Below are 13,467 nucleotides of genomic sequence, written 5' to 3'. Positions count from 1 at the left end.
CCCGGAATCCCTCATTCGTAGGAAGGTCACTCGGGCGGAACGGTTCGCCGGATCCGTGCCCGCCTACGGTCCGGACATGACTGTGCACCTGCCGGAGGCGGCCGCCGAGCCGTCGTCGGGTCCGGACCGGAGCCGCGTCACCGAACTGAGGCTCTCGGCCTACGCCTCGCACCGGAGCGCCGTGTTCCCGCTCGGCCCGCTGACCCTCGTCACGGGGCCGAGCGGCAGCGGCAAGTCCACCGCGCTCGCCGCGTACGAAGCACTGGCGAGGCTCGGGGCCGGTGAGGAACTCGTCGATGTCTTCGCCGATCCCGTGGCCTGCGTGCCCGAACTCGCGCGGGGCGACGGCCAGCAGCGGCGCGGCTTCCGGATCGGCTGCACGGTGGACGGTCCCGTCGGAGCGGTGCGGCTCGACATCGCCGTACAGGCCGAGCCCGAACTGCGCGTCGTGGGCGAGCGGCTGACCCGGGGCGGGCTGACCCTCCTGGAGACGGCGCTGCGCGATCCGGGCCGCCGCGCGGTGCAGGCCGCCTGGCACACGGCGGGCATGACACCGGTGACGCGCGGCCCGCTGCCGGACGACCGGCTCGGCACGGCGCTGCTCCCGCTGCGCGTCGCGGGCAAGACCGAGGGGCAGCGCCTGGTGCTCGCGGCGGCCGAGCAGGTGGTGGTCGCGCTGCGCTCGGTGTTCCCGTGCGCGCCACGGCCCGGACCGATGCGGCTGCCGGTACCCCCTGGACTGATCGGTTCCGGCAACCTGTTGAGCGGCTGCGACAACATCGCCGAGGTCCTTCTGCGGACGAGGTCGGAGTGCGGCAACCGCCATGCGCGGCTGGTCGCCGCGGTGCGCGCGGGGTGTGCGGGGCCGGTCGCCGACGTGTTCGCCGAGGTGGCCGACGACGGGTCGGTGCACGCGCTCATCGACCGGGGCGGCGGGATCAGGACACCGGTCGGGCGGCTCGGGGACGGGGAGTTGAGGTTCGTGGCGCTGGCCCTGGTGCTGCTCACCGGCCCCGGAGTGCTGGAGGTGGACCCGGTGGCCGAGGTGCCGTCGGCCTACCAGAGCCTCACCGTGCTGGCCGACGGCCTCGACCACTTCCTGGACCTGCGGCAGAAGCGCGCACTGGCCGAGCTGGCGGCCAGCACCTGCGAGCGCGGGCACATCCGTCTCGTCGCGACGGTGAACGACGCGTCATGGGCCGCTGAAGTGGGCGGGGCCGCAGTGGTAGACCTGGGGCCGTGACTGAACTTGATGTAGAAGGACTGCAGCAGCGGCTGGCCGACTTCGCGGCGAAGCGGGACTGGGACCAGTACCACACCCCCAAGAACCTGGCCGCCGCGCTCAGCGTGGAGGCCTCCGAACTGGTCGAGATCTTCCAGTGGTTGACGCCCGACGAATCGGCACGGGTGATGGACGACCCGGAATCGGCGCACCGGGTGACGGACGAGGTCGCCGACGTGCTCGCCTATCTGCTGCAGTTCTGCGAGGTGCTGGGCATCGACGCGCTCGCGGCGCTCGCCGCGAAGATCGAACGGAACGAGCGGCGTTTTCCGCCGAAGTAAATCCCCCCCGCTGTGCCGTGCTTCATGGACAGATCCGTCACTCTCCGGAGTGGACGAGTTGTCCACAGTCGATAGCTTGTCCACAGATTTCCCGGTTGCTCTGGCTTTTCGACCCGCTGGCACTCACTCTGGGTAGTGGGCACAGCGGGTCGGGCGATCGTGCGGCGGATGCGCGCGGGATGGGTGGGGGTGCGCATGGAGGCGATGCGGCTCATCGAGGCGAGCAGGCGTGCTCTGGCGCGCAGCCAGGATCCGGCGCACATCGTGGCCGAGGTGTGGCAGTCCCAGGCCCTCGCGCAGGCGATCGGCAGCCGGTTCGCGATCGCGGGCCCGCCGGAGTTACGGGGCGAGGCGCTGGGCCTGAGCGAAGTCGGCGGCAGGGGCTGCGGGGTGCTCGGCACCCCGGGCCTCGGGACAGAGGGGATTCGGGCGGCGCGGCTGACAGGCATCGGCCAGGCGTACGAGGTGCTGCGAGGTCTCGACGAACTGCTCGGCGAGGTGGGCATCGCGCTCGTCGGCGTGGCCATGGGCGCGGAGGACGAGGGGGTGTACTGGCAGTGCATGGAAGCGATCGACGCCGCCGACGAGTCGAGGGACCGGGTGCTCGAGATGCTGCGCAGGCTCGCGGTGCGCGAACAGAGCCTGCCCGAGACCGACTCGGCGGCGGGGCCGTCATGATCCGGCGCTGTGGCGGGGGCCGCGGGCGGCCGGGGCGCACGGCCGCCGGGGGAGTGCGGGCGCCGTCAGAAGCGGGTGGGCCCGTCGCCGACGGGGGGACGGGGCGCCGGGGGCGCGGTGTCGCCGGCCGCCGTGGACTGCTGGAGATCCGCGTCGAGCTGCGTCAGATCCGCGTTGAGCGCGGCCATCAGCTCCTCCATCTGCTGGAGCAGGCCCTTGGGTGGGCACTGCTCGGGCACGGACGGTTCGTGCGTGGCCTCCTGCTCGGGTACGGCTTCCTGGGACATGACGGCCTCCTCGGCCCTCGCCCTCCGGGTGGCGGAGGGCAGCTGATGCAAGCGACGCACCAGCAGTGGCCGCCGGTGCGGGTGCCGGGCGGTCCGGCTCCGCCCGAGCCAACGATCACTTGCGGCGGCGGGTCACTGGGGAGGAGCCGCACGGGATGCCGGGTTGACGGAATTTCACCCGGCAGGGGCCGCGCGGGACCGGCGCACCCGGTGGAGTTGACGGGAGTGCGATCGAAGTCGGCTCCACCGGGGACCGGTCGCGGCAGGTCAGCTCAGCTGCGGCATGACCTGCGAGGAGATCAGCTCCAGGTGGTCCAGGTCGTCCAGGTCGAGCATCTGGAGGTACATGCGCTGCGAGCCGACGGCCTGATAGGCGGCGATCCTCTCGACGACCTCCGCCGGGGAGCCCGCGAGCCCGTTCGCCTTCAGGTCCTCCACCTCGCGCCCGATCGCGTCGGCGCGGCGCTTCACCTCCGCGTCCGTCTTGCCCACACAGGCGACCAGGGCGTTGGAGTAGGTGAGGTCGTCCGCCTTGCGGCCGTGCTCGTCGGCGGCGGCGCGCACGCGCTTGAACTGCTGCTCGGTATCGGAAAGAGAGGCAAAGGGAATGTTGAACTCGCTCGCGTAGCGGGCCGCGAGGGCGGGCGTCCGCTTGGCGCCGTGTCCGCCGATGAGGACGGGCACCTTGGGCTGCGCGGGCTTGGGAAGGGCGGGGGACTCGGAGAGCTGGTAGTAGGTGCCGTCGAAAGTGAAGCGCTCTCCGACCGGGGTCTCCCACAGGCCGGTGACGATGGCGAGTTGCTCCTCCAGGCGTCCGAACTTCTCCTTCGGGAAGGGAATTCCGTACGCGGAGTGCTCCGCCTCGTACCACCCGGAGCCGAGGCCGAGCTCGATGCGGCCGCCCGACATCTGGTCGACCTGCGCGACCTGGATCGCGAGAACACCCGGCAGCCGGAAGGTGCCCGCGGTCATCAGGGTGCCGAGCCGGATCCGCGAGGTCTCACGGGCGAGTCCGGCGAGGGTGATCCAGGCATCCGTGGGGCCGGGCAGACCGTCGGAGGAGCCCATCACGAGATAGTGGTCGGAGCGGAAGAAGGCGCTGTAGCCGAGGTCCTCGGTGGCCTTGGCCACCCGCAGGAGCGTCTCGTAGGTCGCGCCCTGCTGCGGTTCGGTGAAGATTCGAAGGTCCATGCAGCTATCTTGCCCGCACGCCGCAGCCAGTCTCACTCCCGTACAGGCCGTGTTGCCACGGTCCGCCGGTGGGACCCAGGGGGAGCGAAAACCCCTGAGTGCGTCAGTGATGTTGGCTGTACGGTCTAGAGGCGCGCTGGAGCCGCAACCATAAGTTTCCGCAGTTCAGATTGCGTTTCGAGGCATACCCGTGTTCCTGACGATCAGTACCTCCGGTACCCCTGAGAACCCCGCGACCGACCTCGGCTTCCTGCTGCACAAGCATCCCGAGAAAGCGCAGGCGTTCTCCACTTCCTACGGCACCGCGCACGTCCTCTACCCCGAGGCGTCCGTGGAGCGTTGCACCGCCGCGCTGCTGCTCGAGGTGGACCCCGTGGCGCTGGTGAAGCGGGGCAAGGGAAAGGGGCGCGGCGGTGCGCCCGACGCGGCGCTCGCGCAGTACGTGAACGACCGGCCCTACGCCGCTTCGTCGCTGCTCGCCGTGGCGCTCAGCGCGGTGTTCTCCAGTGCGATGCGCGGGGTGTGCAACGCGCGGCCCGAGCGGGCGGGGCAGCCGCTGCCGCTGCGCATCGAGGTGCCCGCGCTGCCCGCGCGCGGTGGCGCCGCTCTGGTGCGCAAGCTGTTCGAGCCGCTCGGCTGGACGGCCACGGTGACGCGGATCCCGCTGGACGAGCAGTTTCCGGAGTGGGGCGACTCGCGGTACGTCCATCTCGTACTGGACGTGCCGGACGGAAGGCTGACCCTGGGCGAGGCGCTTCGGCACCTCTATGTCCTGCTCCCCGTGCTCGACGACGCCAAGCACTACTGGGTCTCGCCGGACGAGGTCGACAAGCTGCTGCGCGCCGGTGAGGGCTGGCTCGCGGACCACCCGGAGCAGAATCTCATCACCAGCCGCTATCTGGCGCGGCGCTGGTCGCTGACCCAGGAGGCCATGCAGCGGCTCGAACTGGTGCGGCTCGCCGACGCGGACGACACGGACGTCGACGACATCGACAACGCGGTCGACGACGAGAGCGCCGACTCTGGCTCCGACTCCGCCCCCGACCCCGATTCCGAAGAGGACTCGGACAAGCCCGTGCCGCTCGCCGTGCTGCGGCGTGCGGCGATCCTCGCGGCGCTGGCCGGCGCCGGGGCAGGGCGCGTGCTCGATCTGGGCTGCGGGCAGGGCCAGTTGGTGCAGGCGATGCTCAAGGACACGCGGTTCACGGAGATCGCCGGTGTCGATGTGTCGATGCGCGCGCTGACCATCGCCTCGCGGCGGCTGAAGCTCGACCGCATGGGCGAGCGGCAGGCCGGTCGCGTCAAGCTCTTCCAGGGTTCGCTCGCGTACACCGACAAGAGGCTCAAGGGGTACGACGCCGCCGTGCTCAGCGAGGTGATCGAGCACCTCGACGTGGAGCGGCTGCCCGCCCTGGAGTACGCGGTGTTCGGCTCCGCGCGCCCGCGCACGGTGCTCGTGACGACGCCGAACGTCGAGTACAACGTCCGCTGGGAGACGCTCGCCGCCGGGCACGTCCGGCACGGCGACCACCGCTTCGAGTGGACGCGCGAGGAGTTCCGGGACTGGGCCCGGCAGGTGGCCGAACGGCATGGCTACGAAGCGGAGTTCATACCCGTGGGGGACGACGACCCCGAGGTGGGGCCGCCGACCCAGATGGCCGTGTTCACGCAGGCCGACAAGAACAGCGGCACGTCCGACAAGAACAGCAGGACCGACGAGAACGCGAAGGAGGTGCAGGCGGCATGACGAATGAGACGAGCACCAGCACCGGCTCCAGTACCAGCTCCAGCTCCGGCTCAAGTACCGAAGCCGCTCGCGCGGGGCGCGTGCTGCCCGTCACCGACCTCTCCCTCGTCGTCCTCGTCGGCGCCACCGGATCCGGCAAGTCCACCTTCGGGCGAAGGCACTTCAAGCCCACCGAGGTGCTCTCCAGCGACTTCTGCCGCGGCCTCGTCGCCGACGACGAGAACGACCAGGGCGCGAGCGGCGACGCCTTCGACGTCCTGCACTACATCGCGGGCAAGCGCCTCGCCGCGGGCCGCCGTACGGTCGTCGACGCCACGAACGTGCAGAGCGAGAGCCGCAAGCAGCTGATCGAGCTCGCCAGGCAGCACGACGTACTGCCCATCGCGATCGTCCTGGACGTGCCCGAGGAGGTCTGCGCCGCCCGCAACGCCGAGCGGGCCGACCGGGCAGGCCTGCCCCGCCGCGTCATCCAGCGCCACCAGCGCGAACTGCGGCGCTCGCTGAAGCACCTGGAGCGCGAGGGGTTCAGAAAGGTCCACGTCCTGAGGGGAGTGGAGGAGATCGACGGCGCCACCCTCGTCACCGAGAAGCGCTATAACGACCTCACGCACCTCACGGGACCCTTCGACATCATCGGCGACATCCACGGCTGCGCCACCGAGCTCGACACCCTGCTCGGCAAGCTCGGTTATGTGGACGGCGCGCACCCCGAAGGGCGTACGGCGGTCTTCGTCGGCGACCTCGTCGACCGCGGCCCCGACTCGCCGGGTGTGCTGCGCCGCGTCATGTCGATGGTCGGCGAAGGCAACGCCCTGTGTGTACCGGGCAATCACGAGAACAAGCTCGGCCGCCACCTCAAGGGCCGCAAGGTCCAGCTCACCCACGGACTCGCCGAGACCGTCGAGCAGTTCGAGGCCCAGAGCGAGGAGTTCCGGCAGAGCGTGCGGGAGTTCGTGGACGGGCTCGTCTCGCACTACGTACTGGACGGCGGCAAGCTCGTCGTCTGCCACGCGGGTCTGCCCGAGAAGTACCACGGGCGCACGTCGGGCCGGGTGCGCTCGCACGCGCTCTACGGAGACACCACCGGCGAGACCGACGAGTTCGGCCTGCCCGTTCGCTACCCGTGGGCGGAGGACTACCGCGGCAGCGCCGCCGTCGTCTACGGCCACACCCCCGTGCCGACCGCGACCTGGCTCAACAACACCATCTGCCTGGACACCGGCGCCGTGTTCGGCGGCAGGCTCACCGCGCTGCGCTGGCCCGAGCGCGAGCTCGTCGACGTACCGGCGGAAGAGGTCTGGTACGAGCCGTCCAGGCCGTTGCGCACCGAGGCGCCCGGCGGTCACGACGGCCGGCCGCTCGACCTGAACGACGTGCACGGCCGCCGCGCGGTGGAGACCGGGCACGCGGGACGCGTCGCCGTGCGCGAGGAGAACGCGGCGGCGGCCCTGGAGGTCATGAGCCGCTTCGCCGTCGACCCCCGGCTCCTTCCCTACCTCCCGCCGACGATGGCGCCGACCGCGACGTCGCAGCGCGAGGGCTATCTGGAGCACCCGGCCGAGGCCTTCGCGTCGTACGCCAAGGACGGTGTGGCCCGGGTCGTGTGCGAGGAGAAGCACATGGGCTCGCGCGCCGTCGTCCTGGTGTGCCGTGACGTGGACGCGGCCCGCGAGCGCTTCGGCGTGGACGGCCCGACCGGCTCGCTCTGCACCCGCACGGGCCGCCCCTTCTTCGACGACCCGGAGGTCACCGAGGAGATACTCGACCGCGTGCGCACCGCCGTCACCGAGGCGGGCCTGTGGCAGGAGCTGGACACGGACTGGCTGCTCCTCGACGCGGAGTTGATGCCCTGGTCGCTGAAGGCGTCCGGCCTGCTCCGCACGCAGTACGCGGCCGTGGGCGCCGCGTCCGCGGCCGTCTTCCCCGGCGCGATAGCCGCCCTGGAAGCGGCGACGGCACGTGGCGTGGACACCGGAGGGCTCCTGGCCAAGCAGCGCGAACGGGCCGTGGACGCCGCCGCGTTCACCGACGCCTACCGCCGCTACTGCTGGCCGACCGAAGGCCTGGAGGGGGTGCGCCTCGCGCCGTTCCAGGTCCTGGCCGTCCAGGGCCGCAGCCTCGCCGCGCTCCCGCACGACGAACAGCTCGGCCTGCTCGACCGCATGGTGGAGCACGACGGCACGGGCCTGCTGCAGACCACCCGGCGGCTCTACGTCGACACCGGCGACGAGGCCTCGGTCCAGGCAGGCATCGACTGGTGGCTGGAGATGACCAACCGGGGCGGCGAGGGCATGGTCGTCAAGCCGGTCCAGGCGCTGGTCCGCGACGGCAAGGGCCGGATCGTGCAGCCCGGCATCAAGTGCCGCGGACGCGAGTACCTCCGGATCATCTACGGCCCGGAGTACACCCGCCCCGACCACCTCGACAAGCTCCGCGCCCGCTTCCTGGGCCACAAGCGCTCGCTGGCGATCCGGGAGTACGCACTGGGACTCGAGGCGCTGGACCGGCTCGCGGCGGGCGAGCCGCTGTGGCGGGTGCACGAGGCGGTGTTCGCGGTGCTCGCCCTGGAGTCGGAGCCGGTGGACCCGCGGCTCTAGGCGACAGCGGGCGTCCTTTCGCCAACAGCGGGCGTCGGCCGTCCGGCCGGGGAAAGATGGACTCCATGGGATTCCATGTCGACTCCGAGGCCGGGCGGCTGCGCCGCGTGATACTGCACCGCCCTGATCTGGAGCTCAAGCGGCTCACGCCGACCAACAAGGACGCGTTGCTCTTCGACGACGTGCTGTGGGTCCGCAGGGCACGCCAGGAGCATGACGGCTTCGCGGACGTGCTGCGCGACCGCGGGGTGGCCGTCCATCTCTTCGGCGACCTGTTGACCGAGGCGATGGACGTGCCCGGCGCGCGCCTCCTCGTCCTGGACCGGGTCTTCGACGAGAAGGAGTACGGGCCGCTCGCGACGGACCATCTGCGGGCCGCGTTCGAGACGTTGCCGTCCGCCGAGCTCGCCGACGCGCTGATCGGCGGGATGACGAAGCGGGAGTTCCTGGAGCGCCACCCCGAGCCGACATCCGTGCGCTTCCACTGCATGGACCTGGACGACTTCCTGCTCGGCCCGCTGCCCAACCACCTCTTCACGCGCGACACCTCGGCGTGGATCTACGACGGCGTCTCCATCAACGCGATGCGCTGGCCCGCGCGCCAGCGCGAGACCGTGCACTTCGAGGCGATCTACCGGCACCACCCGCTCTTCCGGGCGGAGGACTTCCACGTCTGGTCGCAGGGGCAGTCGGACTACCCCTCGACCATCGAGGGCGGTGACGTCCTGGTGATCGGCCGGGGCGCGGTCCTCATCGGCATGAGCGAGCGCACCACGCCGCAGGCCGTCGAGATGCTCGCGCACAAGCTCTTCGCGGCGGGTTCCGCGCAGACGATCGTGGCCCTGGACATGCCGAAGAGACGCGCGTTCATGCATCTCGACACGGTGATGACGATGGTCGACGCCGACACCTTCACGCAGTACGCGGGCCTCGGCATGCTCCGTTCGTACACGATCGAACCGGGCGTCGACGGGAGGGAGCTCAAGGTCACCGACCATCCGCCCGAGCACATGCACCGGGCGATCGCCGCGGCCCTCGGCCTGAGCCGGATCCGGGTCCTCACGGCCACCCAGGACGTGCACGCGGCCGAGCGCGAGCAGTGGGACGACGGCTGCAACGTGCTGGCGGTCGAGCCGGGCGTCGTCGTGGCGTACGAGCGGAACTCGACCACGAACACCCATCTGCGCAAGGAGGGCATCGAGGTGATCGAGATCCGGGGGAGCGAGCTGGGGCGCGGCCGGGGCGGTCCGCGGTGCATGAGCTGCCCCGTGCAGCGGGATCCCGTCGAGTGAACGACACTGAATAGAAATGTGGAGCGTCGTATAGACTTCCAGTTATTCCTGTCTTCGTACGCGTACCCCTGGAGCGCCATCATGGCCATCGACCTCACCGGCCGCCATTTCCTGAAGGAGCTGGACTTCACCGCCGAGGAGTTCCGCGGCCTGATCGATCTTGCCGCCGAGCTGAAGGCGGCCAAGAAGGCGGGCACCGAGACGCAGTCGCTGCGGGGCAAGAACATCGCGCTGATCTTCGAGAAGACCTCGACCCGCACGCGCTGCGCCTTCGAGGTCGCCGCCGCCGACCAGGGCGCCTCCACCACGTACCTCGACCCCTCGGGCTCGCAGATAGGGCACAAGGAGTCCGTGAAGGACACCGCACGCGTGCTTGGCCGGATGTTCGACGCCATCGAGTACCGCGGGGACAGCCAGCCCGGGATCGAGGAGCTCGGCGCCCACGCGGGCGTGCCCGTCTACAACGGCCTGACGGACGACTGGCACCCCACCCAGATGCTCGCCGACGTGCTCACGATGACCGAGCACAGCTCGAAGCCGCTTGCCGATATCTCCTTCGCCTACCTCGGTGACGCCCGGTTCAACATGGGCAACTCGTACCTGATCACCGCCGCGCTGCTCGGCATGGACGTACGCATCGTCGCGCCCCAGGCCTACTGGCCCGCCGCAGCGATCGTCGCCCAGGCCCGCAAGCTGGCCGAGACCAGCGGCGCGCGGATCACGCTCAGCGAGGACGTCGCCGAGGGCGTCGCGGGCGCCGACTTCGTCGTGACCGACGTGTGGGTCTCCATGGGCGAGCCCAAGGAGGTCTGGGACGAGCGCATAGCGGCGCTCGCGCCCTACGCCGTGACCATGGACGTGCTGCGCGCCACGGGCAACGCCGACGTCAAGTTCCTGCACTGCCTGCCCGCCTTCCACGACCTGGGCACGCAGGTCGGGCGCGAGATCCACGCGCGGCACGGTCTAAGCTCTCTCGAGGTCACCGACGAGGTCTTCGAGTCGGCGCACTCCGTCGTCTTCGACGAAGCGGAGAACCGGCTCCACACGATCAAGGCGATCCTCGTGGCCACGCTCGCCTGAACGCGTTACCAGCACGCTCACACTGGTGGGGCCGGGGAACACCTTCCCCCGGCCCCATTTCTTTGCGGCATACCCCGCCGCGCCCCAGCACCACCGAAATGAGAACCACCGCATGCGCCCGACCGGTCCGGCAGGACTCCGCATCAAGTCCCCCGAACTCCTCGTCGCCGAATCGGGCGCCGACCTCGAAGGCCATGGCCTCAAGCGCACCATGGGCCTGTTCCAGCTGGTCTGCTTCGGTGTCGGCGCGATCGTCGGCACCGGCATCTTCGTCGGCCTCTCCGACAGTGTCGCCGAGGCGGGCCCCGCGGTCGCCGTTTCCTACCTCCTGGCGGCCGTGACCTGCATCTTCACCGCCTTTTCGTTCGCCGAGCTGGGCGGGGCGATCCCGGTCTCCGGCAGCTCGTACTCCTTCGCGTACGCCTCGCTGGGCGAGCGCACCGCGTTCCTCGTCGGGTGGTGTCTGCTCCTGGAGTACGGCGTCTCCGTCTCCGCCGTGGCGGTCGGCTGGAGCCAGTACCTGAACGAGCTGCTCGAAAGCCTCACCGGCTGGCACCTGCCCGACGCGCTCTCCTCGGGCCCCGGCGAGGGCGGTGTCGTGAACCTGCCCGCCGTCGTCGTGATCCTGCTCGCCGCCGTGCTGCTCGTGCGCGGTATCCGCGAGAGCGCGCGGGCGACGGCCGCCATGGCCATCCTCAAGATCGGGATCCTGCTGCTCTTCCTGGCGATCGCGTTCACCGCGTTCAAGGCCGGCAACCTCACGCCCTTCGCGGGCGCCGGGGTCTCCGGCATCACCGCGGGCGCCTCGCTCGCCTTCTTCTCCTTCATCGGCTTCGACGCGATCACCACGGCCGGCGAAGAGGTCAAGAACCCCCGGCGCAACATCCCGATCGCCATCCTGATCTGCATCGGCGTCGCCACTCTGCTGTACGTCGCCGTCGCCCTCGGAGCGATCGGCGCACTGGGCGCGGACGCGGTCGCCGACAAGCCCGCCGCGCTCTCGCTCGTCGTCAACCAGGTCACCGACTCGACCGTCGGCGGCGGCATCATCGCCTTCGGCGCGGTCGTGGCCATCGCCTCCGTCGTACTCGCCGTGATGTACGGGCAGACCCGCATCCTGATGTCGATGTCCCGCGACGGACTCATCCCGCGCGTCTTCGAGCGCGTCTCGCCGAAGACCTCGACGCCGGTCGCCAACACCTGGATCGTCGCGGCGGTCTTCGCCGTCCCCGCCGCCTTCTCCTCGCTCGACGTGGTGGTCAACCTGACGACGATCGGCACGCTGGCGATCATGGTCGTGGTGAATGTCGCGGTGCTCGCCCTTCGCCGCTCGGCGCCGGAGCTCAAGCGCACCTTCCGGGTGCCGCTGTACCCCGTGAGCCCGATCTTGGGCGTCGGCTTCTGCCTCTACCTCATCTGGGGCACGGGGTGGACGACGTGGGTGCAGTTCGCGGTCTTCCTCGTCGTGGGCTCGCTGGTGTACGCGCTGTACGGGCGCCGTCACTCCCGGTTCGGCGAGAGCGTCGAAGCCGACGCGCCTACGCCGCGGGGAGCGTGAACCAGACCGCCTTGCCGGAGCCGGTGGAGCGGTGACCGCAGGACGAGCTGAGGGTGCGGATCAGGAGCAGGCCGCGCCCGTGCTCCTGCCAGGGGTCCGGCTCGCTCATCGGCGCCGGATCGGTGAGATCGCCGGGCGGCAGCGGGTTCGAGTCGTGGACCTCGACCTGGCAGCCGGTCGGCAGGAGCTCGATGACGAGTTCTATCGGGTCGTCCCCCGAGGTGTGCTCCACGGCGTTCGCCACCAGCTCGGCCGTCAGCAGCTCGGCGGTATCGCTGTCGGCGGGCGACTCGATCTCCGCGAGTGCGGTACGCACCAGTGCGCGGGCGATCGGTACGGCCGCGGTGGTGTGCGGCAGTGCGATGCGCCACGAGGCAGGAGCGGAAGGTTCGGGCAAGGCGGGTCCGTTCAGGGCAGCAGGAGGTCCTGCTTTCAACCGTACGAATCTTAAGCGCTATGTCGACAGGGTCGAGGGTCGGGTATGTCCGGGACGTCCGGCCCTTGGGTGGCCTGCCCCGCAGGGGCATCTATCGCGCACTCGTGACGACAGTCACGGATGAGTGATAAATTCGACAGGAAGACAACTTCACGAGGTAGTACGAGGCAGACCGCCGCCGCCCCGACCGAGGAGGCCGCACGTCGTCATGAGTCCCTTCACCGGCTCCGCCCCCCGCACCCCCGACTGGCAGCACCTGCGCTTCGAGGTGGACGACGGGGTCGCCACGGTCACCCTGGCCCGCCCCGACAAACTGAACGCGCTCACCTTCGGCGCCTACGCCGACCTGCGCGATCTCCTGGCCGAGCTGTCCCGCGACAAGTCCGTGCGCGCGCTGGTGCTCGGCGGCGAGGGGCGCGGCTTCTGCTCGGGCGGTGACGTCGACGAGATCATCGGCGCGACCCTCGGCATGGACACCGCGCAGCTGCTCGACTTCAACCGCATGACGGGACAGGTCGTACGGGCGCTGCGCGAGTGCCCCTTCCCGGTGATCGCCGCCGTGCACGGGGTGGCCGCCGGCGCCGGCGCCGTGCTCGCCCTCGCCTCGGACTTCCGCGTGGCCGACCCCTCGGCGCGGTTCGCCTTCCTCTTCACGCGGGTCGGCCTGTCGGGCGGCGACATGGGCGCCGCGTATCTGCTGCCCCGCGTCGTCGGCCTCGGCCACGCCACCCGGATCCTGATGCTCGGCGACCCGGTGCGCGCCCCCGAAGCCGAACGCATGGGCCTGATCAGCGAGTTGACCGACGAGGGCAAGGCGGCAGAGGCCGCACAGTCCCTGGCCCGCCGCCTCGCCGACGGACCCGCCCTCGCGTACGCGCAGACCAAGGCGCTGCTGACCTCCGAGCTCGACATGCCGCTCGCCGCGGCCGTGGAGATGGACGCGGCTACGCAGGCGCTCCTCATGACGGGCGAGGACTACAAGGAGTTCCACGCGGCGTTCACGGAGAAGCGCCCGCCCAAGTGGCAGGGGCGCTGACG

General features: G+C 70.6%; 12 protein-coding genes. 9 read left to right on the top strand and 3 right to left on the bottom strand.

Going from position 1 to position 13,467, the window contains the following annotated elements:
• Positions 1-76 precede the first annotated feature (76 nt).
• The 3 genes from ACFUPX_RS21275 (at position 77) to ACFUPX_RS21265 (ending at position 2,241) form a co-directional block, all read left to right on the top strand.
• Positions 77-1,243: an AAA family ATPase gene (locus tag ACFUPX_RS21275; protein ID WP_383324592.1), complete on the top strand. Its 1,167-nt coding sequence runs from the start codon at positions 77-79 to the stop codon at positions 1,241-1,243.
• Positions 1,240-1,563 carry a nucleotide pyrophosphohydrolase gene (locus ACFUPX_RS21270; protein ID WP_383324589.1) on the top strand — a complete coding sequence of 108 codons (324 nt, stop codon included), beginning with the start codon at positions 1,240-1,242 and terminating at the stop codon, positions 1,561-1,563. Before ACFUPX_RS21275 ends, ACFUPX_RS21270 begins: the two co-directional genes overlap by 4 nt.
• A gap of 195 nt (positions 1,564-1,758) precedes the next feature.
• Entirely contained in the window at positions 1,759-2,241 is a 483-nt protein-coding gene (locus ACFUPX_RS21265; RefSeq protein ID WP_383324645.1) for a DUF6099 family protein, read from the top strand.
• A gap of 65 nt (positions 2,242-2,306) precedes the next feature.
• On the opposite strand, the gene ACFUPX_RS21260 is transcribed toward ACFUPX_RS21265, so the two are convergent.
• Both ACFUPX_RS21260 and ACFUPX_RS21255 read right to left on the bottom strand, forming a co-directional pair.
• Positions 2,307-2,528, bottom strand: a complete 222-nt coding sequence (locus ACFUPX_RS21260) for a hypothetical protein (protein ID WP_383324586.1) — start codon at positions 2,526-2,528, stop codon at positions 2,307-2,309.
• Between the two features lie 267 nt (positions 2,529-2,795).
• Positions 2,796-3,719, bottom strand: coding sequence for an LLM class F420-dependent oxidoreductase (locus tag ACFUPX_RS21255; protein ID WP_383324583.1), 924 nt, complete (start codon positions 3,717-3,719; stop codon positions 2,796-2,798).
• A 190-nt stretch (positions 3,720-3,909) separates the two neighbouring features.
• Here ACFUPX_RS21255 and ACFUPX_RS21250 point away from each other — a divergent pair, with 190 nt between their 5' ends.
• From ACFUPX_RS21250 to ACFUPX_RS21230, 5 genes are all read left to right on the top strand, one after another.
• On the top strand, positions 3,910-5,466 hold the full coding sequence (locus ACFUPX_RS21250) for a 3' terminal RNA ribose 2'-O-methyltransferase Hen1 (protein WP_383324580.1): 1,557 nt from the start codon (positions 3,910-3,912) through the stop codon (positions 5,464-5,466).
• Complete coding sequence (locus tag ACFUPX_RS21245) at positions 5,463-8,063, top strand: polynucleotide kinase-phosphatase (RefSeq protein WP_383324577.1); 2,601 nt, start codon at positions 5,463-5,465, stop codon at positions 8,061-8,063. Before ACFUPX_RS21250 ends, ACFUPX_RS21245 begins: the two co-directional genes overlap by 4 nt.
• Positions 8,064-8,128: 65 nt before the next feature.
• Positions 8,129-9,355 carry an arginine deiminase gene (locus ACFUPX_RS21240; protein WP_383324574.1) on the top strand — a complete coding sequence of 409 codons (1,227 nt, stop codon included), beginning with the start codon at positions 8,129-8,131 and terminating at the stop codon, positions 9,353-9,355.
• Between the two features lie 81 nt (positions 9,356-9,436).
• Complete coding sequence (argF, locus tag ACFUPX_RS21235) at positions 9,437-10,435, top strand: ornithine carbamoyltransferase (RefSeq protein ID WP_383324571.1); 999 nt, start codon at positions 9,437-9,439, stop codon at positions 10,433-10,435.
• A gap of 112 nt (positions 10,436-10,547) precedes the next feature.
• Positions 10,548-11,993 carry an amino acid permease gene (locus tag ACFUPX_RS21230; protein ID WP_383324568.1) on the top strand — a complete coding sequence of 482 codons (1,446 nt, stop codon included), beginning with the start codon at positions 10,548-10,550 and terminating at the stop codon, positions 11,991-11,993.
• Here ACFUPX_RS21230 and ACFUPX_RS21225 read toward each other — a convergent pair.
• On the bottom strand, positions 11,974-12,405 hold the full coding sequence (locus ACFUPX_RS21225) for an ATP-binding protein (protein ID WP_383324642.1): 432 nt from the start codon (positions 12,403-12,405) through the stop codon (positions 11,974-11,976). The genes ACFUPX_RS21230 and ACFUPX_RS21225 overlap by 20 nt on opposite strands.
• Positions 12,406-12,637: 232 nt before the next feature.
• Between ACFUPX_RS21225 and ACFUPX_RS21220 the strand changes: the two genes are divergently transcribed.
• Positions 12,638-13,465 (top strand): enoyl-CoA hydratase family protein, encoded by an 828-nt coding sequence (locus ACFUPX_RS21220; RefSeq protein ID WP_383324566.1) that lies wholly within the window; start codon positions 12,638-12,640, stop codon positions 13,463-13,465.
• Positions 13,466-13,467: the final 2 nt, after the last annotated feature.

The organism is Streptomyces sp. NPDC057302, from assembly GCF_042667685.1.
Taxonomy (GTDB): domain Bacteria; phylum Actinomycetota; class Actinomycetes; order Streptomycetales; family Streptomycetaceae; genus Streptomyces.
This window is presented reverse-complemented; position numbering and strand designations above follow the sequence as displayed.

Bases quoted from the DNA above. Each gene is read 5' to 3' on its own strand.
- ACFUPX_RS21275 (WP_383324592.1), top strand. From the start codon at position 77: ATGACTGTGCACCTGCCGGAGGCGGCCGCCGAGCCGTCGTCGGGTCCG.
- ACFUPX_RS21265 (WP_383324645.1), top strand. From the start codon at position 1,759: ATGGAGGCGATGCGGCTCATCGAGGCGAGCAGGCGTGCTCTGGCGCGC.
- ACFUPX_RS21260 (WP_383324586.1), bottom strand. From the start codon at position 2,528: ATGTCCCAGGAAGCCGTACCCGAGCAGGAGGCCACGCACGAACCGTCC.
- ACFUPX_RS21255 (WP_383324583.1), bottom strand. From the start codon at position 3,719: ATGGACCTTCGAATCTTCACCGAACCGCAGCAGGGCGCGACCTACGAG.
- ACFUPX_RS21245 (WP_383324577.1), top strand. From the start codon at position 5,463: ATGACGAATGAGACGAGCACCAGCACCGGCTCCAGTACCAGCTCCAGC.
- ACFUPX_RS21240 (WP_383324574.1), top strand. From the start codon at position 8,129: ATGGGATTCCATGTCGACTCCGAGGCCGGGCGGCTGCGCCGCGTGATA.
- argF (WP_383324571.1), top strand. From the start codon at position 9,437: ATGGCCATCGACCTCACCGGCCGCCATTTCCTGAAGGAGCTGGACTTC.
- ACFUPX_RS21230 (WP_383324568.1), top strand. From the start codon at position 10,548: ATGCGCCCGACCGGTCCGGCAGGACTCCGCATCAAGTCCCCCGAACTC.
- ACFUPX_RS21220 (WP_383324566.1), top strand. From the start codon at position 12,638: ATGAGTCCCTTCACCGGCTCCGCCCCCCGCACCCCCGACTGGCAGCAC.